The organism is Streptomyces sp. NPDC051020 (genome assembly GCF_040683105.1).
Taxonomy (GTDB): domain Bacteria; phylum Actinomycetota; class Actinomycetes; order Streptomycetales; family Streptomycetaceae; genus Streptomyces.
The window spans coordinates 97,582-121,317 of the sequence record NZ_JBFBCG010000007.1 but is presented as its reverse complement, the minus strand read 5'-3'; the positions used below and the strand labels follow the sequence as shown (position 1 = coordinate 121,317).

The window sequence follows — 23,736 nt, the reverse complement described above, 5'->3', positions numbered from 1 at the left end:
GGCGACGGCGGCGCGGCGGCGGCCTCCGCGCCGCCGCGCCGTTCCCGCAGGTACCCGGCGCGTGCCCTACATCCGGGCGATGTTGCGCTCGTACACCAGTCGCAGCCCGATGAGCGTGAGCCAGGGCTCGTGCTCGTCGATGACGGAGGACTCCCCCAACACCATTGGAGCAAGGCCGCCGGTCGCGATGACGGTGACGTCGTCCGGGTCGGCCGCCAGCTCCTTCTTCATGCGCTCGACGACGCCGTCGACCTGGCCCGCGAAGCCGTACACGATCCCCGCCTGCATGGCCTCGACCGTGTTCTTGCCGATCACGCTGCGCGGCCGGGCCAGCTCGATCTTGCGGAGCTGGGCGCCCTTCACGCCGAGCGCCTCGACCGAGATCTCGATGCCGGGGGCGATGACCCCGCCCGCGTACTCGCCCCGGACGGAGACCGCGTCGAAGGTGGTCGCCGTGCCGAAGTCGACGACGATCGCCGGGCCGCCGTAGAGGTCGACGGCCGCGACCGCGTTGATGATGCGGTCCGCGCCGACCTCCTTCGGGTTGTCCATCAGGATCGGGACGCCCGTCTTGATGCCCGGCTCGACGAGCACGGCGGGCACGTCGCCGTAGTAGCGGCGGGTGACCTCGCGCAGCTCGTGCAGGACGGCCGGGACCGTGGAGCAGATCGCGATGCCCTCGATGCCGTCGCCCAGCTCCTCGCCGAGCAGCGGGTGCATGCCCATCAGGCCGTTGAGCAGCACCGCGAGCTCGTCCGCGGTGCGGCGGGCGTCGGTGGAGATCCGCCAGTGCTCGACGATCTCCTCACCGTCGAACAGGCCCAGGACGGTGTGGGTGTTGCCGACGTCGATGGTGAGCAGCATCAGACGCCGGCCCCGTCGGTGTCGCGGAAGTCCAGGCCGATGTCGAGGATCGGCGAGGAGTGGGTGAGCGCGCCCACGGCCAGGTAGTCGACGCCTGTGGCGGCGTAGGCACGGGCGGTGTCGAGGGTGAGCCGGCCGGAGGACTCCAGGACCGCGCGGCCGCCGACGAGCGCGACGGCCTCCTCGGTCTGGGACGGGGTGAAGTTGTCCAGCAGGATCAGGTCGGCTCCCGCCTCCAGGACCTCGCGGACCTGGTCCAGGGTGTCGACCTCGACCTCGATCGGTACGTCCGGGAACTCGTCCCGCACCCGCTTGAACGCCTCGGCGACGCCACCCGCCGCGATGACGTGGTTGTCCTTGACCAGCGCGGCGTCGGAGAGCGACATCCGGTGGTTGACGCCGCCGCCGCAGCGCACCGCGTACTTCTCCAGGGCGCGCAGACCCGGGGTGGTCTTGCGGGTGTCGCGGACCTTCGTCCTCGTGCCTTCGAGCACATCGGCCCAGGCGCGGGTCGCGGTCGCGATGCCCGAGAGCCTGCAGAGCAGGTTGAGCGCGCTGCGCTCGCCGGTGAGCAGGTCACGGGTGCGGGTGGTGACGGTCAGCAGCTTCTGGCCGGGGACGACGCGGTCGCCGTCCTCGACATGGCGCTCGACCTCGAACTCGGCCGTGCAGACGATGGAGAGGACGGCCTCGGCGACGCGCAGACCTGCGATGACACCGGCCTCGCGGGCGGTGAAGTCACCGGTGGCCATGGCCTCCTCGGAGACCGTGGCGACGGTTGTGACGTCCACACCGCCGTCGAGGTCCTCCTCGATGGCGACGTGCGCGACATCCTCGACCTGGACCGGGTCGAGGCCCGCGTCGGCGAGCAGCTGGGCGAGGTCGGGGTCGAGACCGCACTCCAGGGGGTCCAGCTCATAGCCTTCCTCCCCGCCGCAGCCGCAGGCGTCCCCGCAGCCGCCCGCGGCCGGTGCGGGCGCGCCGATCTGGATCAGCGGTACGTCCACGGGTGTGGGGCGCGGATTCTCTTCGGGCGTGCTCACGGTTACGGCTCCTTGTGAGTGGGGTGGTTCGTGGGTGCTGTTGCGCAGTCTGGTGCCCCCGTCGCGCGTACGGGCGGGAATGCCTCGGACTCCGTACGGGCCAGGACCAGCTGCCGGTCGGGGGTCAGCCGGACGACGAGGTGGCGGCGCCAGGTCTCGTCGTCGCGCTCGGGCCGGTCCTCGCGCCAGTGGCAGCCGCGGGTCTCCTCGCGCTCCCGGGCGGCAGCGACCAGGACGCGCGAGACGAGGAGGAGGTTGGTGGCCTCCCATGCCTCGACGCCGGGCACCGCGACCTTGGGCTCGGCCGCCTCGGCGTCGACGGCGGCGCTGCGGTGCAGGGCCTCCAGCTCGTCGGCGGCGGTGGCGAGGCTGGCTGCGGAACGGAGGACTCCGGCGCCCTGGGTCATGATTCGCTGGATCTGCGGCCGCACCTCGGGGACAAGGAGCGGGGAGGGGGCGGGGAGTCCGGCGGCCGGCATTTCGGAGGCCGGTGCCTGCGCGGTGCGCGGACCGTTCGCGACGATGTCCGCAGCGATGCGCTCGGCGAAGACCAGCCCCTCCAGGAGCGAGTTGGACGCCAGCCGGTTCGCGCCGTGCACGCCCGTGCAGGCGACCTCTCCGCACGCGTACAGGCCCGGGACCGTCGTCCGGCCGCGCAGGTCGGTGCGGATGCCGCCGGAGGCGTAGTGCGCGGCGGGCGCCACCGGGACGGGTTCGGTGATCGGGTCGATGCCGTTGGCGCGGCAGGCCGCCAGGATCGTGGGGAACCGCTGCTCCCACATCTCGGCGCCGAAGTGGCGGGCGTCGAGATACATGTGCTCCGCGCCGTGCAGCTGCATCTGGCGGGTGATGGCCTTGGCGACGATGTCGCGGGGTGCCAGCTCCGCCAGTTCGTGCTGTCCGACCATGAACCGCGTACCGGACGCGTCGACGAGATGGGCGCCCTCGCCCCGTACCGCTTCCGATACAAGGGGCTGCTGGCCCTCGGAGTCCGCGCCGAGGAAGAGGACCGTCGGGTGGAACTGGACGAACTCGAGGTCGGAGACCTCCGCACCGGCCCGCAGGGCGAGCGCGACACCGTCGCCGGTGGAGACCGGCGGGTTGGTGGTGGCGGAGAAGACCTGGCCCATGCCGCCGGTGGCAAGGACCACCGCGGGGGCGTGGACCGCGCCGACGCCGTCGTGCTGGCCCTCGCCCATGACGTGCAGGGTGACGCCCGCGGTACGCCCTTCGGCGTCCGTCAGGAGGTCCAGCACCAGGGCGTTCTCCACGGTGTGGAGGGCGGCGGAGCGGACCGCCTCGACCAGGGCGCGGGAGATCTCTGCGCCCGTCGCGTCCCCGCCCGCGTGGGCAATACGGCGGCGGTGGTGGCCGCCTTCGCGGGTGAGCGCGATGTCGCCGGTGTCGGTGGTGTCGAAGTGCGCGCCGGTCTCGATCAGGCGGCGTACGGCGTCGGGGCCCTCGGTGACCAGGGTCCGCACCGCGGACTCGTCGCACAGGCCCGCGCCCGCGACCAGGGTGTCGGCCAGGTGCTGTTCGGGGGTGTCGCCCTCGCCGAGTGCCGCAGCGATGCCGCCCTGCGCCCAGCGGGTGGAACCGTCGTCGAGGCGGGCCTTGGTGACCACGACGGTGGCGAGACCCGCGGCCGCGCAGCGCAGCGCGGTGGTGAGGCCGGCGACGCCGGAGCCGACCACCACGACATCCGCGTCGATGGCCCAGCCGGGGGCGGGGGCGGTCAGCCGTATTCCGGTCACGTGTCGGCTCCGAAGGTCAGCGGGATGTTGTCGATGAGTCGGGTGGCACCCACCCGTGCGGCAACGGCGAGGATCGCGTCACCGCTGGTCCGGTCATCGGGGATCTCGGTGAAGTCGGCCGGGTCCACAAGCGCCAGATAGTCCAGTGCGAGCGGGGGCTGCGCGGCGGCCGCGTCGTCGAGGATCGTGCGTGCGGCTGCGCGTACCGCCGCGGGTCCGTCGTCGGGCCGGGCCCAAGCCACCGCCTGGGTGTCGGCGGCCGCGCGGACCTCGCCGAGCCGGGTGAGCGCGGCGGCCCGGCCCGTCGTCGCCGTGGTGGTCTGGGCGCGGGCGTGCAGCGCCTGCTGGGCGGCCAGCCGGTCCCGGGCGGCGAACAGGGCCCGGGAAAGAGCGAGGGCGGTGCGGCGCTCCTCGACGTCGAGGAAACGGTTGCGGCTGGAGAGCGCGAGGCCGTCGGGCTCGCGGACCGTCTCCACCCCGACGATCTCCACCGGGAAGTTCAGATCGCGCACCATGCGGCGGATCAGCGCCAGCTGCTGGGCGTCCTTCTGCCCGAAGTACGCCGCATCGGGGCGGGTGAGGTGCAGCATCTTGGCGACGACGGTCAGCATCCCGTCGAAGTGTCCGGGGCGGGACGCACCTTCCAGACGCTCGCCCATCGGGCCCGCGTCTATCCTGACCTGCGGTTCGCCACCGGGGTAGACCTCGTCGACGGACGGGGCGAAGACGGCGTCGGCGCCGGCCGCGCCCGCGACGGCGAGATCGGCGTCGAGGGTACGGGGGTAGCGGTCGAGGTCCGCCGCTTCACCGAACTGCAGCGGGTTGACGAAGACGGTGACGACGACCTGGCCGTCCGGGCCCGCGGCGGTGCGTGCGGCACGGATCAGGGTGGCGTGGCCCTCGTGCAGGGCGCCCATCGTCATGACGAGGGCCCGCGGCCCTGTGCGTGCGCCGAACGCGTCGAGTTCGGCCGCCGTACGCAGCAGCGTGGTCGCTCCGGTCGTGTTCATCGGATCCCTCCCGGTCCTGTGCTGCCCGCGCCGCCCGCACCGGTCCCGCCGTCGGACAGGACACCGAGCAGGTCTTCTGCGAGTTCCGGCTTGAGCAGGCCGTGCGCGAGCGCCCGGTCGGCGGTGGCACGGGCCATGGCAAGGTAACCGGCCACGGTCTGCGGGGCGTGCCTGCGCAGCTCGCCGATGTGCGCGGCGACCGTGCCTGCGTCGCCGCGGGCCACCGGGCCGGTCAGCGCGTTGTCACCGGAGCGCAGCGCGTTGTCGAGTGCGGCGCCGAGGAGCGGGCCGAGCATCCGGTCGGGGGCCGCGACCCCTGCCGTGCGCAGCAGCTCCATCGACTGGGCGACCAGGGTGACCAGGTGGTTCGCGCCGAGGGCGAGCGCCGCGTGGTAGAGCGGACGGGACTCCTCCGCGATCCATTCCGGTTCGCCGCCCATCTCGATGACCAAAGCCTCGGCGGCGAGCCGCAGCTCCTCGGGGGCGGTGACTCCGAAGGAGCAGCCGGCCAGCCGCTGTACGTCGACGGCGGTGCCGGTGAACGTCATCGCCGGGTGCAGGGCGAGCGGCAGGGCGCCGGCCCGCAGTGCGGGGTCCAGGACCCGGGTCCCGTAGCGCCCCGACGTGTGGACGATCAGCTGTCCCGGGCGGACCGCGCCCGTCTCGGCGAGGCCCTCGACCAGGCCGGGCAGGGCGTCGTCGGGAACAGTCAGCAGCACCAGCTCGGCGCGGGCGAGCACCTCTGCGGGCTGCACGAGGGGGACGTCGGGCAGAAGCGCGGCAGCGCGGCGCACGGACGCGTCGGAGACACCCGAGACGGCGACCGGGCGGTGCCCGGCGAGCTGCAGGGATGCAGCGAGGGCGGGGCCGACACGGCCCGCGCCGACGACGCCGACGGTGAGTCGGGCGGGGCGGTCCCTCGCGTCGAGGGGCTCCCTGGGTGTTGTTGCGTTCACGCGGCGATGGCCTTCCGTTCCAGTCCGCGGGGGGTACCGGACGATTTCTTTGCATGCTACGCCAGCGTTTCGTCGGGGCTCCCGGCCGTCCACAGGCTGTGGACGAACACGTGGATCGTCGGCGGGGCAGGGGCCGCGAAAAGGTGTGGGCCGGGGTGGCACTCTGCGTGATGATCGTCCCATGGCAGACACGGATGAGCAGGTGCAGGTAAGCGACGAGGTACGGGGTGGCTCCCCGGACGACGAACGGGCGGAGCGCCTTCGCCGGTTCGGCGCCTGGCGGCGGGCCGAGCGGATCCTGGCGCGGCCGAACGCCGACCGCACCCTCGGAGAACAGCTGACCGACCTCGCCGCGCACGCCCCGTCCGTCGCCGACCCGGACCAGCCTGTGGACATCTACGGTGACGGCGTCGTCGCCCAACTGGAGACGCGGGTCGCCGGGCTGCTGGGCATGGAGGCCGCGGCGTTCTTCCCGACCGGGACGATGGCGCAGCAGGTCGCCCTGCGCTGCTGGGCGGGGCGCACCGGCAATCCGACCGTGGCGCTGCACCCGCTCGCCCACCCCGAGGTGCACGAGCGCGGCGCGCTGGAGGTGGTGAGCGGGCTGCGTACCGTCCACCCGACGTCCGCGCCGCGACTGCCCACCGCGGAGGAGATCCGCGACTTCGCCGAACCCTTCGGCACGCTGATGCTGGAGCTGCCGCTGCGCGACGCCGGATTCGTCCTGCCGGAGTGGGAGGAGCTGGAGGCCGTGGTGACGGCCGCGCGCGAACGTGATGCGGTGGTGCACATAGACGGCGCGAGGCTGTGGGAGTGCGCCCCCCGGTTCGGGCGCGGGCTGCCGGAGATCGCGGCGCTGGCGGACAGCGTGTACGTGTCGTTCTACAAGAGCCTCGGCGGGCTGTCGGGGGCGGCGCTCGCCGGTCCCGAGTCCCTGATCGAGGAGGCACGCACCTGGCGCCACCGGTACGGCGGGCAGCTCTTCCAGCAGTTCCCGGCGGCGCTGGCCGCGCTGATCGGTCTGGAACGGGAGCTGCCGAAACTGGCTTCGTACGTGGCGCAGGCGAAGGTGGTGGCCGGGGCGCTGACCGAGGAGTTCGCGGAGTCCGCGGTGCCGTGGTTCCGGGTGCATCCGGAACCGCCTCACACGCATCAGTTCCAGGTGTGGCTGCCGTACCCGGCGGATGTTCTGACGGAGACGGCAGTGCGACAGGCGGAGGAGACGGGCGTGGCGCTCTTCCACAGGTGGCACCCGGCCGCCGCGGGGCCGCCCGGGATCTCGTACACGGAGGTCACGGTGGCGGAGGCGGGGCTGGAGTGGACGAAACGGGATGTACGGGAAGCCGTGGGGGAGTTCGTGCGGCGACTGGCTTAGGGGCCGCGCACATAGGTGGGGTGGAGGAAGGAGCGGGGCGAGGGGCAAGCCTGGCAAGGCGGAGGATTGAGCCGGATGGGGTCTCCCCTGCTCGAGCGAAGCCGAGAGCTTGGGGAAGGAGCCATGGTGAGGGACGACAACGCCGCGAGGTGCGTGCCCCAGCCGTCCGGAGGGCCTTTCCGTCCTCGGCCGCCGGACGGGCCGGCCGGTGACGCCAAGGTCACCGCCCCGGTCAGCGAGCTCCCCGGTCGTCCGAGCACCCGTTCCGTCCTCACACGCCGGACGGGCCGGAAGTGCCGGGGCCGACGCGCCGGGCGGGGCTGCCGGACCGGCCGACGGTGCCCGGCAGGCGGCGGGTGAGGCGTTCTCGGAGGGCCGCTCTCCAGCGGCGGTACGCCGGGCGGCCTTCGACCACCGCTTCGAAGCGGCGGGCGTCGCGGGCCTGCCGCACGACCTCCCAGTCGTGCCGGCCAGGCAGTGGCGGCGGCGCTTCCCCGTGCTGAGCTGCGCGGTAGCTGTCGATCATGTGTTGCTGTATCGCGTCCATGACCTCAGCCTGGGCCGCTCCGGCGGGTCCGGCCCGTCGATTGACGACCACCGTCAAATGGCGCGTGACGCTCTCGCCGCACCCCGCACTATGGAGAGGTGAGCGTGAACATCGACATCGCGGGACTGCCGTCGGAACGCATCGTCTTCGAGACCTCGCCCCTCGCCGAACTGGGGCTCGCGCTGCATGCGCTCTCCGAGCCGGGGCACCACCCCGGCCTGCACGGCTGGGCGACGGCGACCGGCAGTGCGCTGGAGCCGGACCTGGCCGACCGGCTGCACGAGGCCGAGTTCCTGTGGCGGAACACGTTCTCGGACGTCTTCATGCCGTTCGCCGGAGTCCGCGGCGGCGACGGCCGGACCGGGGCGACGCTCGCCGAGGACCTCGACACCCTCGACCGGCTGGACGACGAGCGGTTCGTCGCCTCCGCCCTGGAGTTCACCTGCGCCAGCCTGTACGGGATCGGCGCCCCCTCCCCGCTCAGCGACCCGGGCATGCGCGCCCGCGCCCTGGACATGGCGGCGGCGCGCGGTCCGCGACAGGTGGAGTTCACCCAGCAGTTGCTGGCCGACCCCGCCCCCGTACGCCGCTGGGTCCGGCGCCTCTTCGAGGACTGCGACGAGGCGTTCTTCGCGGACACCTGGCGCCGGGTCCAGGTCCAGCTGGTCGCCGACGCCCGGCACAAGAAGGATCTGCTGCGCCGCAAGGGCGTCGGCGAGGCGCTGGGCGCGGTGTCCGCAGCGCTCTCGCTCGACGAGAGCGGCAGCCGGATCAGCGTCGACAAGATGACCGAGGGCTCGACCACCGCGACCGACCCGTCCATCGGCGCCGGGCTGACCCTCATACCGTCCAGCTTCGGCTGGCCGCATCTGATGGTGCTGCACGCACCCGGCTGGCGCCCGGTGATCCACTACCCGGTGCACCGCCCGGAGCTGCCGTCCCCCGCCTCGGTCGAGCTCCTGCAGCTGCGGATGGAGGCGCTGGCCCACCCCCTGCGGATGCGCCTGTGCCGCAACCTCGCCCGTTCCCCGTACACCACCGGTGAACTCGCCGACTCGCACAGCATCACGGCGCCCGAGGTCTCCCGGCATCTTTCGGTACTGAAGAAGGCCGGCCTGGTCACCACGCGACGCCGCGGCCGCTACGTGCTGCACCAACTGGACCTGACTGTGGTGGCCCGGCTCGGCAGCGACTTCCTGGAGGGTGTGCTGCGGTGAGCGGCACCGGGCGCCGTGGGCCCGGTCCGGCCGCCCGTGCCTGAGCCCGGACGGTCCCGCGGAGAGGCCGCGATGCCGGTCAGCCCGCCCCGCCCCCGCCGGCCCGCACCAGCCCCGTCTCGTACGCGAGGACGACGACCTGCACCCGGTCGCGCAGATTCAGCTTGGTGAGGATGCGGCCGACGTGCGTCTTCACCGTCGCCTCGGACAGCACCAGGCGTGCCGCGATCTCGCCGTTCGACAGGCCCTGCGCCACCAGCAGCATCACCTCGCGTTCGCGGTCGGTGAGCTTGCCGACGTCCTTGTGCTGCGGTTCGCTGCCGCTGCTCGGCAGCAGGGGCGAGAAGCGGTCGAGCAGTCGCCGCGTGGTGGACGGGGCGACGACCGCGTCTCCGCTGTGCACCGAACGGATCGCGGCGAGCAGCTCGCCCGGCGGCACGTCCTTGAGCATGAAGCCGCTGGCCCCCGCCTTCAGCCCGGAGAAGGCGTACTCGTCGAGGTCGAAGGTGGTCAGGATGAGCACCTTGGGCGCACCGGGCCCGCCACAGATGCGCCGGGTCGCCTCGACGCCGTCCAGCCTCGGCATGCGGACGTCCATCAGCACCACGTCCACGGCGGTGGAACGAAGGTTCTCGATCGCCTCCGCGCCGTCGCCGGCCTCGGCGACGACCTCCATGTCCGGCTGGGCTGCGAGCACCATCCGGAAGCCGGTGCGCAGCAGCACCTGGTCGTCGACGAGCATCACGCGGATCGCCATGAGGGTCCTTGTCTCCTGTTCCTGTCCAGCAAGGGTCAGCCGGCTAGTGGGCGGGCTTGAGCGGCAGCAGCGCGCTGATCCGGAAACCGCCGCCGGGGCGCGGCCCGGCGTCGAGCGTGCCGCCGACCATGCCGACCCGCTCGCGCATGCCGATCATCCCGTGGCCCGCGCCGTCGGCGCCGCCGTCCTCGTACAGTTCGTGCGCGGCGCCCCGGCCGTCGTCCTCGACCAGCAGCCCGAGCCCGTCGTCGAAGTAGACCAGCCGCACACTCGCACCGGCGTCCGGGCCCCCGTGCTTGCGGGTGTTGGTCAGGGCCTCCTGCACGATGCGGTACGCGGTCAGCTCGACCCCGCTGGGGAGCGGGCGCGGGGTGCCCTCGATCTTGAAGTCCACTGCCAGGCCGGTCTGCCTGACCTGCTCGATCAGTTCCTCGATCTGCTCGACGTCGGGCTGCGGGACGTACTCCCCGCTCTCCCGGGCGTCGCCGGTCCGCAGCACGCCGAGCAGCCGGCGCATCTCGGCGAGGGCCTGCCTGCCGGTGCTGGAGATCGTCTCCAGGGCCTGCCGGGCCTGGTCGGGCGCCGCGTCCATCACGTACGCCGCACCGTCGGCCTGCACCACCATGACGGAGACGTTGTGTGCGACGACATCGTGCAGTTCGCGGGCGATACGGGCCCGCTCGGCGGCCACCGCGACCTTCGACTGCGCCTCGCGCTCCCGCTCCAGCCGGGCAGCGCGCTCTTCCAGCTGGTCGAAGTACGCCCGACGGGTCCGCATCGAGTCGCCGAGCACCCAGGCCAGCACGAACGGCACCGTCATGACGACGACGACGAAGACCTCCTGCGCCCAGCTGCCCCGCATCTCGTCCGGCCAGCGCAGCTGTGAGACACCGGCCGCACAGAGACTGCAGACCAGCGCGAGCCGGGACGCCCAGCGCTCACCGACCGTGGCCACGGTGAAGGTGATCACCAGCATGGCGAAGTTCGCGACGCTCGGTCTGACACCGAACGCCAGCTGCGCGACGCCCATCGTGACGGCGAGCAGCAGCATCTTCTCCGGTGCCCTGCGGCGCAGCGCGACGACCAGGCAGAGGCCGATGATGACCGGCACGGCGGGGAGCCGCTCCGATCCGCGGCTCGAGTCGGCCACCACGGACAGGCCGGAGAGACCGAGGAGGACGACAGCCCAGGAGATGTCGACGCCCGTCGGGTGTCTGCGGATGAAGTCGTAGAGGCGCTGCACGTGACCCAGCGTAGGGAAGGCCGACAGGTGACTGGGTCAGCCGAAGGGCCGATCCGGTTCTCGGGACCATACTCCCCAGGGTGGAGACTTGGCTCCGTGACGGATGAGTGGTGTGGGTGGCAGGAGGCGGCACAGGCCGCTTTGTACGGGGACGGGGGGTTCTACCGCAGCCCCGAAGGGCCTGCCGGGCATTTCCGTACCTCCGTACATGCCTCGCCGCTGTTCGCCGCCGCCGTGGCCAGACTGCTGGCCGGGACGGCGCGGGAGCTGGGAACGGACCGGGTCGATCTGGTCGACCTCGGGGCCGGGCGGGGCGAGCTGCTGACGGGGGTGCTGGCGGCGCTCCCGGGCATCGCCCCGACGGGGCTCGCGGTACGGGCGTACGCGGTGGAGATCGCCGCCCGGCCGCCGGGTCTCGACCCCCGGATCGAGTGGTGCGCCGAGCCCCCGCAGGGGGTGCGGGGGCTGCTGTTCGCCAACGAGTGGCTGGACAACGTGCCGACGCCGGTCGCGGAGACCGACGCGGACGGCGTCGACCGGTATGTGCTTGTCCGGACGGTGGACGGCACGGAGCGGCTGGGCGCACCGGTGACCGGAGCGGACGCCGAGTGGCTGCGCCGCTGGTGGCCGTCGGCCGGTCCCGGCAGCCGCGCGGAGATCGGGCGGCCGCGCGACGAGGCGTGGGCGCGGGCGGTCGCCACCTTGTCCGAAGGGCTCGCGGTGGCGGTCGACTACGCCCACGTACGGGAGGCGCGGCCGCCGTTCGGCACACTGACCGGTTTCCGGGCCGGGCGCGAGGTGCGGCCGGTGCCGGACGGCAGCTGCGACCTGACCTCTCATGTGGCGCTGGACGCGTGCGCGGCGGCGGGTGCGAGGGGCGGGACCCAGCCGGAGGTGGTGGATCAGCGGGAGGCGCTGCGGGGGCTGGGGGTCAGCGGGGAGCGGCCGTCGCTCGCACTCGCCTCGGCCGACCCGGCGGCGTATGTGCGGGCGCTGGCGTCGGCGGGCGAGGCGGCCGAGCTGACCGCACGGGGCGGGCTGGGCGATTTCGGGTGGCTGATGCAACGGGTCGGGGCGAGCCTGTCGACCCCCTCCGGCGTGTGACGAGCAGGCTCCGCGGCAGCGCCCCGGAGGCAACCCGGCCGGTGCGCCGGGCGGACGGGCCGGAAAGCCCGGGGCCCGGAGCGCGCTGTGCGGCGCGCAGGGAATACTGGCGGTATGACGGAGACGACGGTCGGCATCGGTGGCGCGGCGGAGAGCACCGACATGGTGCTCAACATCGGGCCGCAGCACCCCTCGACACATGGCGTGCTCCGTCTGCGGATCGTTCTCAACGGCGAGCGGATCCAGCACGCCGAGCCGGTCATCGGCTATATGCACCGCGGTGCGGAGAAGCTCTTCGAGGCGCGCGACTACCGGCAGATCGTGATGCTCGCCAACCGTCACGACTGGCTGTCGGCCTTCTCCAACGAACTGGGTGTGGTGATGGCCGTCGAGCGGATGCTCGGCATGGAGGTCCCGGAGCGCGCGGTCTGGACGCGGACGCTGCTCGCCGAGCTGAACCGGGTGCTGAACCACCTGATGTTCCTCGGCTCGTACCCGCTCGAGCTGGGCGGCATCACCCCGGTGTTCTACGCCTTCCGGGAACGCGAGGAGCTCCAGGCCGTGATGGAGGAGGTCTCCGGCGGCCGGATGCACTACATGTTCAACCGGGTCGGCGGTCTCAAGGAGGACCTTCCGGCGGGCTGGCTCGGCCGCGCCCGGGACGCCGTCGCTTCGGTCCGCTCACGGATGGACGTGTACGACCGGCTGGTGCTCGGCAACGAGATCTTCCGGGGCCGTACCCGCGGTGTCGGTGTGCTGTCCGCCGAGACCGTGCACGCGTATGGGGTGTCCGGGCCGATCGCCCGCGCCTCCGGGGTCGACTTCGATCTGCGGCGCGACGAACCGTATCTGGCGTACGGGGAGCTGCAGGACACCCTCAAGGTCGTCACCCGCACCGAGGGCGACTGCCTGGCCCGGTTCGAGTGCCTGCTGGAACAGACCCACAACTCGCTGGACCTGGCGGACGCCTGCCTGGACCGGATGGCCGGGCTCGCGCCCGGTCCGATCAACCAGCGGCTGCCCAAGGTGCTGAAGGCCCCCGAGGGCCACACCTACGCCTGGACCGAGAACCCGCTCGGGATCAACGGGTACTACCTGGTGTCCAAGGGTGAGAAGACCCCGTACCGGCTGAAGCTCCGCTCCGCCTCGTACAACAACATCCAGGCGCTCACCGAGCTGCTGCCGGGCACGCTGGTCGCCGACATGGTCGCGATCCTGGGCTCGCTGTTCTTCGTCGTCGGCGACATCGACAAGTAGCTCCGCCGACGACCGGCGGCAGGACAGGGCCTACGAGATAGCGCTGCGCAGCTCCACGACGTCCAGTTGCTCCGTCTCGTCGTGCGCGGTCAGGTCGATGACCTTGCCGACGGCGCGGTTCTGCGCCGTCCCCGTGCGGTGCGCTGCCAGCGCCTCCTCTCCGACCACGTCCGCGAGGTCCTCGTTCTGCACGGACTCGATCGCGGCGCGCGCCTTCTGCGTACCGAAGAAGTCGAAGCTGCCCTGCGGCACCGCATGACGGCGGGACCCGGCGTGCGGCATGACCGCACTGGCTGCCGGGACGGCGCGCGGCGCGGGGAGCGCGGTGGACGGGCGGGCCTGAGGCAGGGCGGCCGACGGGCGGCGGTGCTGCTCGGCAGCGGCCGCCGCGTGCTTCCCCTTGCGCTCCTCCGCCTCCGGGGCGCGCTCCGCGAGATCGCGCTTCCTGGCCTGCTCGGCGGTGCGGCGGGCCTCCTGGAGCGCGGCGTTGCGAGTGAGGTCCTGCAGGGCCTGGGCGGCGCACGCATACGCGGCAGGTGTCGGCGTGGAGCGGGCGGTGGGCAGTTCCCTGGGCGAGGCGGCCGCTTCGAGCGCGAGCTGCCTGCGCCCCTCCAGCGCGCTGGCCCGCTCGGTCTCGGCGTTGGCGTAACGGCGCAGCAGTGCGGCGTGCTCACCGCGCAGGCCGGCGAGCTCCACACGCTTGCGGCGCAGCTTCGCCTCCAGCCGGACGCGCAGGGCCCGCGACTCCTCCAGGTCGGCCTCGAGCTCCGCGATGCGCTCCTCGGTCTTCCATTCGTCGTTTGCGCGGGCACGCATCAGTTCCGCAACGCGACGGCCGGCCTCCCGGTCCCAGGAGCGCATCAGATACGCACCGGTGACGGCGGCGGCCGCAGCGACGGCGACCAGTCCGCGCAGGACCAGGGGCTCGGCGAGGAGCCAGGCGCCCGCAGCACAGACAACCGACGCTCCGGCGACGACCGAAGGCGGAAGGATTCTGTGCAGAGGTGGCGAATGGCGATGACGTCCACGTGGCATGGCCTGAAATTTACCGTGTGTACGGGTCGCTTGGGAGGCCGCCCGGCAATCTGTTCCACGGCGGTTACCTGACGGGTTACCAGGCGGCCCCCGAAGCGGTCCCTTCCTACTTCTTGATCAGACCTTTCGACTGCAGATAGTCCTTGGCCACATCGGCCGGCTTGGCACGCTCGGCGTCGACCTTGCGGTTCAGTTCCGCGAGGTCCTCGGTGGTGAGCGTCTTGGTGAGCTTGCCGAGCGCATCGGCAATGTCCTGCGCTCCGGCGTCCTTGGCATTGAGAACCGGTATGACGTTGTCCGCGTTCTGGAGCTTCTTGTCGTCCTCCAGGAACACCAGGTTGAAGCTGTCCAGCACCGCGTCCGTGGTGGTCGTGAGGACCAGCTGGTCCTTGCCGTCCTTGACGGCCTGCTTGGACTGCGGGGTGCCGACTCCCTTCGGGTCGATCCCGGTGACATCAATGCCGTACGTCTTCTTCAGACCCGGTGCGCAGAAGGGCCGCACCTCGCACTCGTCACCCGCCGCGATCTTCACCTTCAGCTTGGACGCACCCAGATCCGAAAGGGACTTGAGCTTGTTCTTGTCGGCGAATTCCTTGGTCACCGCGAACGCGTTCTGGTCGACCGCTTCACCGTACGGGAGCACCTTCAGTCCGCGCGGGGCGGCGAGCTTCTCCAGTGCGGCGGTGGTGGCCGCCGCGTCACCGGAGGCGACCGGATTCTTCTCGGCCGTCTTCGCGCCGTTCGCCTTGGCGTTGAGGAATTCGGCGATCGTCGCGGCGTATTCGGGCACGACGTCGATCTCGCCCTTCTCCAGGGACGGCTCGTACAGTTCCCGGTTCTTCACCGTGGTGACCGAGGTGCTGTATCCGGTGTCGCCGAGGATCTGTGCGTACAGCTCGGCGAGCACCTTGGACTCGGTGAAGGCCGCGGCGCCGACGACGAGCGAGCCCTTCTTCCCCGAGTCACCGGACGCGGCAGAGCCACCCTTGTCCTTCTCCAGGCTGTCGCCGCCGCAGGCGGCGAGCGAGCCGGCCAGCGCGACCATGCCGATGACCGCGCCCGCTATGCGCGAGGTCTTGCTCATGATGTTCTCCGTCCACAGCAACAGGGCTGATTACGAGTCGTGTCGGGCAAATCGGATGGGTCAGGCGGTCCGGCGGCGGCGGAGCGGCGACAGGACCCGGTCCAGCCCCACCAGCACGGCCTCCACCGCCAGGGCGAGCACGGCGACGAGCAGCGCTCCGGCAACCACCTGCGGTGTGTTGTACGTGTTGAAGCCGGCGGTGATGATGCGGCCGAGCCCGCCCTGACCGACCATGGCGGCGATCGTGGCCGTGGCGATCACCTGGACCGCCGCCGAGCGCAGACCGGTCATGATCATCGGATAGGCGAGCGGGAGCTCGACCCGTACGAAGAGCTGGCCGCCCGACATCCCCATGCCGCGCGCCGCCTCGGCCACCGACCGGTCCACCTCCGCCATCCCGACATAGGCGTTGGTCAGCAGCGGCGGCACGGCGAACAGGACCAGCGCGCTGATCGTCGGCACATAACCGGCGTTGCGCAGCGGCGACACCATGAACAGAGCCAGCACCGCGAAGACCGGGATCGCCCGCCCCACATTGGAGAGGTTCACGGCCAGTGCGCCGCCCTTCCCGATGTGCCCCAGGTACAGAGCGACCGGCAGCGCGATCGCGCAGGCCAGCGCGAGTGACACCCCGCTGACGTACAGATGCTCGCCGAGCCGGTGCCCCGCCCCGCTCTCACCCGACCAGTTGGCGCCGGTGGTCAGCCAGGTCCAGGCCTCGCCGAGTACTCCCATGGGTCAGACCGCCTTCACCTTGGCGACCGCACCCACGGCGTCGCGCGTCGTGCGTATGCGGGTCCAGGGCGTCAGCAGCCGTTGCACCCCGAGCAGCAGCAGGTCCGCGACCACCGCGAGCAGCACGCAGAGCACCGAAGCGGTGAGCACCTGTGCCTTGAAGAAGCTCGGCAGAGCGTCCTCGATGAGGTTGCCGAGGCCGCCTCTGCCGACGATCGAGCCGACCGTGGTCAGCGCGATGGTGGAGACGGTGGCGATCCGGACCCCGGCCATCACCGCGGGCAGGGCGAGCGGGAGTTCGACCTCCCACAGGAGTCGGCCCGACCCGTATCCCATGCCCTTCGCGGCGTCCTTCGCCTCCTGCGGCACGGATTCGAGCCCGGCCAGGATGTTCCGGACGAGAATGGTCAGCGAATACAGCACCAGGCCGGTGACGACCAGCGCGGCCGAGAGCCCGAACAACGGCAGCAGCAGCGAGAACATCGCCAGCGACGGCACGGTGTAGAGCACCGTCGTCAGTCCGAGCACCGGTCCCGCAATACGCCGGCTGCGGCGCGCGAGCAGCGCCAGCGGAAATGCCACCAGGAGTCCGATCACCACCGAGACAGCGGTGAGCCCGATGTGCTGAACGGTCGCATCGGTCAACTCCTGGCTACGGGAACGGAGATACTCACCGCAGATCCAGTCGTTCGTCACCAGGCAGTTCTGTCCGGCCATCCGTCCCCCACCTCCCGGTCGCCGGTCCGTACTGATGTCTGGCGACCCTACCCCCGACCACTGACAATCGCTGAGGCCGTTCTATTCCAGCAACGTGTTCTTCACGGAACACGCGCCACAATGGGGAACCATGATCCGTTTCGAGCACGTCACCAAGCGGTACGCCGACGGTACGACCGCAGTCGACGACCTTTCCTTCGAAGTGGCCGAGGGTGAACTGGTCACGCTCGTAGGGCCGTCCGGCTGCGGCAAGACCACCACCATGAAGATGGTGAACCGGCTGGTCGAACCGACCGAGGGCCGGATATTCCTCGGCGGGGACGACATATCCGCCATCGACCCCGTGCGGCTCCGCCGCCGTATCGGCTATGTGATCCAGCAGGTCGGGCTGTTTCCGCACAAGACGGTGCTGGAGAACACCGCGACGGTTCCTCATCTCCTGGGCTGGAAGCGGGGAAAGGGCCGCGAGCGCGCCGCCGAACTCCTCGACCTCGTCGGACTCGATCCTTCCGTTTATGGTGACCGATATCCGGACCAGCTCTCCGGTGGTCAGCGCCAACGCGTGGGAGTGGCCAGGGCGCTGGCCGCGGATCCGCCGGTGCTGCTGATGGACGAGCCTTTCGGCGCGGTCGACCCGGTGGTCCGTGAACGGCTGCAGAACGAATTCCTCAAACTCCAGGCCCAGGTCCGGAAAACCGTGTTGTTCGTCACGCACGACATCGAGGAAGCCGTCCGGCTCGGCGACCGCATCGCCGTCTACGGGCAGGGTTCCATCGAGCAGTTCGACTCCCCCGCGACCGTGCTCGGTGCCCCCACCACCCCGTACGTCGCGGACTTCGTCGGCGCCGACCGCGGCCTCAAGCGGCTCTCCGTGACCCCCATCGAGGAGGGCGATCTCGACCAGCCGCCCGTCGTCCATCTGGACGACCCGCTCTCCCGGGCGACCGAACGGCTGCGTGCCGAGGGTGCGCGCTGGGCCGTCGTCCTGGACGCCGATGACCACCTGCACGGCTGGATCCCGGCCGGCACCACCCTCACCGAGGCCACGGGCACGGTCCGTGAACACGCCCGCCGCATGGAGGCGTGGCTCCCCGTCGGCGCCCCGCTCAAGCAGGCGTTCGCCACGATGCTGCAGCACGACGCGGGCTGGATCGCGGTCATCGACAAGGAGAGCACCGGCCGGTTCCTCGGGGTGCTCACCCCCGCCCGCCTCCATGAGGCGCTGCGCCGCTCGATCGACGCGGACGCCCAGGACCTGCCGCGCGCCGACGTGAACGTGGAGACGGTGGCCCGGGCAGGCTCGCTCTGAACTGGGGGCACGCGCCGGGCATCTCCACGGCCCCGCCGCACCCGGTCAGTTCTCGCTCAGCCGGCTGCTCATCCACTCCAGCGCCGAAGGGATCTCCCGCCGCCAGGTGTTGAAGTTGTGCCCGCCGCTGTCCAGCACGATCGAGGAGACCTGGGCGGGCGCCTTCACCTTCGCCATGAACCTCCGCGTACTGCGGTAGTTCCCCTCGCCCTGCCGTGATGTCGTCACCAGGAACGACGAGTCGGGCTGGGGCAGGTGGTCCAGGCTCCACAGCAGGTTCGCGCGCTCGCGCTCCGCCTGGTTCCCGTGGAAGAGATCACCGGTCGTCGGGTCCTCGGCCGCCTTGTAGTACGCGGACAGACCGGCGCTCGCCGCGAACCTGTCCGGGTGGTGCAGGCCGATCTTCAGTGCGCAGTACCCGCCGGTCGAGTTGCCGATGATGCCCCAGTTCCGTGCCTGCTTCCCGATCCGGTACGAGTCCGAGACCGCCTGGGGCAGATCCTTCGCGAAGAACGTCTCGGTCTGCGGCCCGCCCGCTATGTCCACGCACTCGGTGTCACGCGGCGGCGCGACCGTGGGCCTCAGCAGCACCAGGATCATCGGCTGTGCCCGTCCGGCTTTCACCTGATCGAGTGCGGTGCGTGGATACTCAAGACGCTTCAGGAGGTTCTCCGCGGTGCCCGGATAGCCGGTGAGGACGACGACCGCCGGGAACTTCCGGTTGGCGTACTCCGGCTGGAAGTACTCCGGCGGCAGATACACGTACGCCGAACTCTTGATCTTCGACCGCCGCCCCGCGATGACGACCTTGTCGATCCGGCCGGCCGTCGTCAGGCGCGAACCACCGGGGACGTCCGGCTGCTGTATCCCGACCCGGACCATGTTCTTCGTTGCCAGGGTCCCGGCCGCCCCGTCCGTGACCACGCCCAGCTCCTGCGGCCTGCCGAAGAGATCCGCCCAGGAGCCGTAGAACAGGAAGGAGTTGTTGGCCACGAGGCCGACCGAGGTGAAAACCATCACCTGGGTCGCCAGCAGCAGGCCGATCCGGCCGAGCACTGCGGGCACACTGCGGCGGGCCAGTCTCGGCCAGATCAGGACCGTGGCAGCGAACAGAACGACGGTCAGCACAGTGGACAGGGTCAGAACTGTTTTGCTGGTGAGCCCCATGGTCGGGTGAGCTTTCTTGTCAGGAAATTTCCGGGATGTGGGTGAACCCACTGCCCGGAAGCCTCGTCCTAGAGGTCGCACAACGTCCGGACCGCTTCGGCCGACGGACTCAAGAATCTCTCGCGGAGCCACGGGAAGCGATGTCTATCACGCTAGATGAGGATAAATCGGGATCGGTTCCGAACGCTGTACGCAAGTTCGTACGCGGACCGCGCCCCGAATCCGTACCGGCGCTCGTCGGCGCCTCCTGCACCGTCGTCGGTCTCATCGATGTCGCCGCAGGGGTGTTCCCGCGCTTCCGGCACAGCCGGATGCACACGCTCGCCGAAGTCCTTCCAGGAGCCCTCGGCCCCTTCGCCGCCGCGCTGTCGCTGAGCGCAGGCATCCTGCTGCTGCTCCTCGCCCACGGCCTCAAGCGGCGCAAACGGCGGGCCTGGCGCGCCGCCGTGGTCCTGCTGCCGGCAGGCGCGGCTGCGCAGTTCGTCTACCGGCACTCGATCCTCGGCACCCTCGTCTCCCTCGCGCTCTGCTGTCTGCTGGTCCGCCACCGGGGTGAGTTCGCCGCGCTCCCCGACCCGCGCAGCCGTTGGAGGGCGCTGGCCAACTTTGTTCTTCTCGGAGCGGGTTCGCTCGGCCTGGGGCTGATCATCGTCTCCGTTCACCCCGGCCGCGTCGTCGGCAACCCCTCCATCGCCGACCGTCTCCAGCACGTCCTGTACGGGCTGTTCGGCTTCGAGGGCCCCGTCGAGTACGCCGGAGTGACCTCCTGGGAGGTGGCCTACTCGCTCGGCGCACTCGGTCTGCTGACCGCCGTCACCACCATCTACCTCGCGTTCCGCCCCGAACATCCGGCCGCCCGGCTCACCGAGGAGGACGAGGTCCGGCTGCGGGCCCTCCTCGACAAGCACGGCGGCCGCGACTCGCTCGGCCACTTCGCGCTCCGTCGCGACAAGGGCGTCGTCTTCTCCCCCAGCGGCAAGGCCGCCGTCTGCTACCGCGTGGTGTCCGGGGTGATGCTGGCCAGCGGCGACCCGATCGGTGACGTGGAGGCCTGGCCGGGCGCCATCGAACGCTTCATGGACGAGGCCAAGGCGCACTCGTGGACCCCCGCGGTGATGGGCTGCAGTGAGACGGGCGGCGAGGTCTGGACCCGCGAGACCGGGCTCGACGCGCTGGAGCTCGGCGACGAGGCGGTGGTGGATGTCGCGGATTTCTCGCTCGCCGGGCGCGCGATGCGCAACGTGCGACAGATGGTGAAGCGCATTGAGCGGAACGGTTACGAGACCCGCGTCCGGCGCGTCCGCGAGATAGGTGAGACCGAGCTCACCCGCATCCGGCGGGCCGCCGCCGACTGGCGCGGCACCGATACCGAGCGCGGCTTCTCCATGGCGCTCGGCCGGATCGGCGACCCGGCCGACGGCGACTGCGTCATCGCCACCGCTCACAAGGCCGACGAGCACACCGCCGACTCCCCGTACGGCGATCTGAAGGCCGTACTCCAATTCGTCCCGTGGGGCACGGACGGCATGTCCCTGGACCTAATGCGCCGCGACCGCGCCGCCGACCCCGGGATGAACGAGCTGCTGATCGTCGCCTCCCTGCACGACGCGCCCCGGCTCGGCATCGAGCGTGTCTCGCTGAACTTCGCGATGTTCCGCTCGGCGCTCGCCCGCGGCGAGAAACTGGGCGCGGGCCCGGTGCTGCGGGGCTGGCGCGGGCTCCTGATCTTCCTGTCGCGCTGGTTCCAGATCGAGTCGCTCTACAAGTTCAACGCCAAGTTCCAGCCCCGCTGGGAGCCCCGCTTCGTCGTCTACCGCACCAGCCGCGACCTGCCCCGGATCTCGTTCGCCGCGATGCAGGCCGAGGGCTTCGTCAACGTCGGGCTGCCCCGTCCGTTCGCCCGCCGATTCCCGGGCCCCCGGCCCCGGCCCTGCGCACACACACCGGGTCCCGGACCGGAGCGCGGTACCAGCGCGGCGTAACACCGCTCCGTACGGGCCTACGCTGGTCGCATGAGTACGTTGCGTGGACGAGGCACGGTCCAGGGCCTGCCGGAGTGGGACCGCTGTGCGGTCATGGGTGTCGTCAATGTGACCCCCGACTCCTTCTCCGACGGAGGCCGCTGGTTCGACACCACGGCTGCGATCAAGCACGGCCTCGACCTGGTCGCCGCAGGCGCCGATCTGGTCGATGTCGGCGGCGAGTCGACCCGTCCCGGTGCCAGCCGGGTGGACGAGGCCGAAGAGCTGCGGCGCGTGATCCCGGTCGTCCGGGGGCTGGCCCAGGAAGGCGTCACGGTTTCCGTGGACACCATGCGGGCCCGGGTCGCCGAACAGTCCGTCGCCGCAGGCGCGGCGCTGGTCAACGATGTGAGCGGCGGGCTCGCCGACCCGGACATGATCCCGGTCGTCGCCGCCGCCGGAGCGCCGTTCGTGGTCATGCACTGGCGTGGCTTCAGCGAGTCGATGAACAGCCGTGCGGTGTACGAGGACGTCGTCGCCGAGGTCGTCGCGGAACTGCGGACGCGGATGGACGCGGTGGTCGCGGGCGGTGTCGCCCCCGAACGGATCGTGATCGACCCCGGCCTGGGCTTCGCCAAGGACGCCGCCCACGATCTCTCCCTCGTCGCCCACCTCGACGAGCTGCGCGCGCTGGACCGCCCCCTGCTGGTCGCTGCCTCCCGCAAGCGGTTCCTCGGCCATGTGCTGGCCGGTGAGGGCGCCGCACCGCCACCCGCCCGGGAACGCGACGCGGCCACCGCCGCGATCTCCGCCCTCTCCGCCCAGGCGGGCGCCTGGGCGGTCCGGGTCCACGAGGTCCGGGCGACCGCCGACGCCGTCCGGGTCGCCCGCGCCATCGAGGGAGCCACGTGAGCGACGACCAGGAACAGGTGGCCGCCGACATCGCAGCGGTCGAACAGGCCAACACCGCCTTCTACGAGGCGATGGAGCGCGGCGACCTGGACGAGCTCTCCGGGCTCTGGCTGCCCGGCGAGAACCTCACGATCTCCTGCGTCCACCCCGGCTGGCCGGTGCTCAGCGGACGCGGCGAGGTACTGCGCAGTTACGCCCTGATCATGGCGAACACCGAGTACATCCAGTTCTTCCTGACCGATGTCGGGATCTCGATGACCGGGGACACGGCCCTGGTCACCTGCACCGAGAACATCCTCAGCGGCGGTCCCGCGGAGGACGGCGGCGAGCTCGGACCACTGGTCGGCCAACTCGTCGTCGCCACCAATGTGTTCCGCCGCACCGAAGACGGCTGGAAGCTCTGGTCCCATCACGGGTCCCCGGTGCTGACCGAGGACGAGGACGAGGACGAGGACGAGTCGCCCTCCTGAACCCCCCTGCGGGGGGGCGGCCCCGTACGGATACGCCCCCGAGGGGATTGGACTCCGGGCTGCGGGGTAGGAGATGCGCCCACCAGCCCCGCACGGTGCCGACCATAGCCCCCGCGGGCGAGCACTGTCCGCGCTCGCAGGTAGATTCGAAACAGGGCACCTTGCCGTCCGCACGCGGCCCCGTGTCTCTACGACCAACAAGAGCAGGAGTGATTCGCGTGGATCGTGTCGCGCTGCGCGGCCTCAAGGCCCGTGGGAACCATGGCGTCTTTCCCCGGGAACGGGAAGAGGGCCAGACCTTCATCGTCGACCTGGTTCTCGGTCTCGACACCCGCCCCGCGGCAGCCGAGGACGACCTGACCAAGACCGTGCACTACGGCGTGGTCGCCGAGGAGGTCGTCGAGATCGTGCAAGGAGAGCCGGTCGATCTGATCGAAACACTCGCGGAGCGCATCGCCCAGAAGTGCCTGGGACACGAAGGCGTCGAGGAGGTCGAGGTCGTCGTGCACAAGCCGGATGCGCCGATCACCGTCCCGTTCGACGACGTGACCATCACCATCACCCGGAGCCGAGCATGACAGCATTTTCTACCGAGGGGCAGAGCGACCCGACCGTACAGCCGGTGCCCGCCTCTGTGGTCGAGCAGGTCGACGCGGCGGACATCACCCTCTCCAACCCGAAACCGGCCGTGATCTCGCTCGGCTCCAACCTGGGCAACCGCCTGGAGACCCTCCAGGGCGCCATCGACGCCCTGGAGGACACCCCCGGCCTGCGGGTCAAGGCGGTGTCCCCGGTGTACGAGACGGAGCCGTGGGGTGTCGCCCCCGGCTCCCAGCCGTCGTACTTCAACGCGGTGATCGTCGTGAAGACGACGCTGCCCCCGTCCTCCCTCCTGGAGCGCGGCCAGGCCATCGAGGAGGCCTTCGACCGCGTCCGCGAGGAGCGCTGGGGCCCGCGCACCATCGACGTGGACATCGTGGCGTACGCGGATGTGGTCTCCGACGACCCGGTGCTGACCCTTCCCCATCCCCGGGCCCACGAGCGGGCCTTCGTGCTCGCCCCGTGGTACGACGTCGCCCCCGAGGCGCAGCTGCCCGGCCACGGCCCGGTGGCAGAGCTGCTCGGCACGATCGGCCGCGACGGCATACGCCCCCGGACCGATCTGGAACTCCGCCTGCCCGAGTAGTCGTTAGGCTCAGGGCAGGTCAGCACAGGACAC

The 23,736-nt window shown here is 71.2% G+C and carries 23 protein-coding genes; 10 read left to right on the top strand and 13 right to left on the bottom strand.

Annotation, left to right across the window (positions count from 1 at the left end):
* Positions 1 to 66 precede the first annotated feature (66 nt).
* From AB0N06_RS06435 to AB0N06_RS06415, 5 genes are read right to left on the bottom strand one after another with little or no spacing between them, the layout of a single operon-like run.
* Positions 67 to 864 carry a type III pantothenate kinase gene (locus tag AB0N06_RS06435; protein ID WP_366133551.1) on the bottom strand — a complete coding sequence of 266 codons (798 nt, stop codon included), beginning with the start codon at positions 862 to 864 and terminating at the stop codon, positions 67 to 69.
* Positions 864 to 1,907: a carboxylating nicotinate-nucleotide diphosphorylase gene (gene nadC, locus AB0N06_RS06430; RefSeq protein ID WP_366133550.1), complete on the bottom strand. Its 1,044-nt coding sequence runs from the start codon at positions 1,905 to 1,907 to the stop codon at positions 864 to 866. The genes AB0N06_RS06435 and nadC overlap by 1 nt, the downstream gene beginning before the upstream one ends.
* 2 nt (positions 1,908 to 1,909) lie before the next feature.
* Positions 1,910 to 3,661, bottom strand: coding sequence for an L-aspartate oxidase (locus AB0N06_RS06425; RefSeq protein WP_366133549.1), 1,752 nt, complete (start codon positions 3,659 to 3,661; stop codon positions 1,910 to 1,912).
* A complete protein-coding gene (panC, locus tag AB0N06_RS06420) occupies positions 3,658 to 4,671 on the bottom strand; it encodes a pantoate--beta-alanine ligase (RefSeq protein ID WP_366133548.1) in 1,014 nt (337 codons plus the stop codon). The genes AB0N06_RS06425 and panC overlap by 4 nt, the downstream gene beginning before the upstream one ends.
* Positions 4,668 to 5,627, bottom strand: a complete 960-nt coding sequence (locus AB0N06_RS06415; protein WP_366133547.1) for a DUF2520 domain-containing protein — start codon at positions 5,625 to 5,627, stop codon at positions 4,668 to 4,670. The genes panC and AB0N06_RS06415 overlap by 4 nt, the downstream gene beginning before the upstream one ends.
* Before the next feature lie 181 nt (positions 5,628 to 5,808).
* On the opposite strand from AB0N06_RS06415, the gene AB0N06_RS06410 reads away from it, so the two are divergent.
* Complete coding sequence (locus AB0N06_RS06410; protein WP_366133546.1) at positions 5,809 to 7,002, top strand: beta-eliminating lyase-related protein; 1,194 nt, start codon at positions 5,809 to 5,811, stop codon at positions 7,000 to 7,002.
* 271 nt (positions 7,003 to 7,273) lie between these two features.
* Here AB0N06_RS06410 and AB0N06_RS06405 read toward each other — a convergent pair whose 3' ends face one another.
* Positions 7,274 to 7,549 carry a hypothetical protein gene (locus tag AB0N06_RS06405; protein WP_366133545.1) on the bottom strand — a complete coding sequence of 92 codons (276 nt, stop codon included), beginning with the start codon at positions 7,547 to 7,549 and terminating at the stop codon, positions 7,274 to 7,276.
* A gap of 104 nt (positions 7,550 to 7,653) precedes the next feature.
* On the opposite strand from AB0N06_RS06405, the gene AB0N06_RS06400 reads away from it, so the two are divergent.
* Positions 7,654 to 8,766 carry a DUF5937 family protein gene (locus AB0N06_RS06400; RefSeq protein WP_366133584.1) on the top strand — a complete coding sequence of 371 codons (1,113 nt, stop codon included), beginning with the start codon at positions 7,654 to 7,656 and terminating at the stop codon, positions 8,764 to 8,766.
* A 79-nt stretch (positions 8,767 to 8,845) separates the two neighbouring features.
* Here AB0N06_RS06400 and AB0N06_RS06395 read toward each other — a convergent pair whose 3' ends face one another.
* Both AB0N06_RS06395 and AB0N06_RS06390 read right to left on the bottom strand, forming a co-directional pair.
* On the bottom strand, positions 8,846 to 9,523 hold the full coding sequence (locus AB0N06_RS06395; RefSeq protein ID WP_366133544.1) for a response regulator transcription factor: 678 nt from the start codon (positions 9,521 to 9,523) through the stop codon (positions 8,846 to 8,848).
* A gap of 43 nt (positions 9,524 to 9,566) precedes the next feature.
* On the bottom strand, positions 9,567 to 10,766 hold the full coding sequence (locus tag AB0N06_RS06390) for a sensor histidine kinase (RefSeq protein ID WP_366133543.1): 1,200 nt from the start codon (positions 10,764 to 10,766) through the stop codon (positions 9,567 to 9,569).
* A 96-nt stretch (positions 10,767 to 10,862) separates the two neighbouring features.
* Between AB0N06_RS06390 and AB0N06_RS06385 the strand changes: the two genes are divergently transcribed.
* Together AB0N06_RS06385 and AB0N06_RS06380 are read left to right on the top strand one after the other, a co-directional pair.
* Positions 10,863 to 11,870 carry an SAM-dependent methyltransferase gene (locus AB0N06_RS06385; RefSeq protein ID WP_366133542.1) on the top strand — a complete coding sequence of 336 codons (1,008 nt, stop codon included), beginning with the start codon at positions 10,863 to 10,865 and terminating at the stop codon, positions 11,868 to 11,870.
* Between the two features lie 114 nt (positions 11,871 to 11,984).
* Positions 11,985 to 13,127, top strand: coding sequence for an NADH-quinone oxidoreductase subunit D (locus tag AB0N06_RS06380; protein ID WP_366133541.1), 1,143 nt, complete (start codon positions 11,985 to 11,987; stop codon positions 13,125 to 13,127).
* Positions 13,128 to 13,157: 30 nt separating this feature from the next.
* Here AB0N06_RS06380 and AB0N06_RS06375 read toward each other — a convergent pair whose 3' ends face one another.
* The 4 genes from AB0N06_RS06375 to AB0N06_RS06360 form a co-directional block, all read right to left on the bottom strand.
* Positions 13,158 to 14,162 (bottom strand): hypothetical protein, encoded by a 1,005-nt coding sequence (locus tag AB0N06_RS06375; RefSeq protein ID WP_366133540.1) that lies wholly within the window; start codon positions 14,160 to 14,162, stop codon positions 13,158 to 13,160.
* 106 nt (positions 14,163 to 14,268) lie between these two features.
* A complete protein-coding gene (locus tag AB0N06_RS06370; RefSeq protein WP_366133539.1) occupies positions 14,269 to 15,246 on the bottom strand; it encodes an ABC transporter substrate-binding protein in 978 nt (325 codons plus the stop codon).
* Between the two features lie 60 nt (positions 15,247 to 15,306).
* Entirely contained in the window at positions 15,307 to 15,981 is a 675-nt protein-coding gene (locus AB0N06_RS06365; RefSeq protein WP_366133538.1) for an ABC transporter permease, read from the bottom strand.
* Positions 15,982 to 15,984: 3 nt separating this feature from the next.
* Positions 15,985 to 16,698 carry an ABC transporter permease gene (locus AB0N06_RS06360; protein WP_366133537.1) on the bottom strand — a complete coding sequence of 238 codons (714 nt, stop codon included), beginning with the start codon at positions 16,696 to 16,698 and terminating at the stop codon, positions 15,985 to 15,987.
* A gap of 130 nt (positions 16,699 to 16,828) precedes the next feature.
* On the opposite strand from AB0N06_RS06360, the gene AB0N06_RS06355 reads away from it, so the two are divergent.
* Entirely contained in the window at positions 16,829 to 18,007 is a 1,179-nt protein-coding gene (locus AB0N06_RS06355; protein ID WP_366133536.1) for a betaine/proline/choline family ABC transporter ATP-binding protein, read from the top strand.
* Between the two features lie 45 nt (positions 18,008 to 18,052).
* On the opposite strand, the gene AB0N06_RS06350 is transcribed toward AB0N06_RS06355, so the two are convergent.
* Positions 18,053 to 19,174, bottom strand: coding sequence for an alpha/beta hydrolase-fold protein (locus tag AB0N06_RS06350; RefSeq protein WP_366133535.1), 1,122 nt, complete (start codon positions 19,172 to 19,174; stop codon positions 18,053 to 18,055).
* Positions 19,175 to 19,314: 140 nt separating this feature from the next.
* Between AB0N06_RS06350 and AB0N06_RS06345 the strand changes: the two genes are divergently transcribed.
* From AB0N06_RS06345 to folK, 5 genes are all read left to right on the top strand, one after another.
* Positions 19,315 to 21,156: a phosphatidylglycerol lysyltransferase domain-containing protein gene (locus AB0N06_RS06345; protein WP_366133534.1), complete on the top strand. Its 1,842-nt coding sequence runs from the start codon at positions 19,315 to 19,317 to the stop codon at positions 21,154 to 21,156.
* 93 nt (positions 21,157 to 21,249) lie between these two features.
* On the top strand, positions 21,250 to 22,047 hold the full coding sequence (gene folP, locus AB0N06_RS06340; RefSeq protein WP_366133583.1) for a dihydropteroate synthase: 798 nt from the start codon (positions 21,250 to 21,252) through the stop codon (positions 22,045 to 22,047).
* Positions 22,044 to 22,517, top strand: a complete 474-nt coding sequence (locus AB0N06_RS06335; protein WP_366133533.1) for a nuclear transport factor 2 family protein — start codon at positions 22,044 to 22,046, stop codon at positions 22,515 to 22,517. Before folP ends, AB0N06_RS06335 begins: the two co-directional genes overlap by 4 nt.
* A gap of 218 nt (positions 22,518 to 22,735) precedes the next feature.
* Positions 22,736 to 23,095, top strand: coding sequence for a dihydroneopterin aldolase (gene folB / locus AB0N06_RS06330; RefSeq protein ID WP_358858777.1), 360 nt, complete (start codon positions 22,736 to 22,738; stop codon positions 23,093 to 23,095).
* On the top strand, positions 23,092 to 23,703 hold the full coding sequence (gene folK / locus AB0N06_RS06325; protein ID WP_366133532.1) for a 2-amino-4-hydroxy-6-hydroxymethyldihydropteridine diphosphokinase: 612 nt from the start codon (positions 23,092 to 23,094) through the stop codon (positions 23,701 to 23,703). The genes folB and folK overlap by 4 nt, the downstream gene beginning before the upstream one ends.
* Positions 23,704 to 23,736 lie beyond the last annotated feature (33 nt).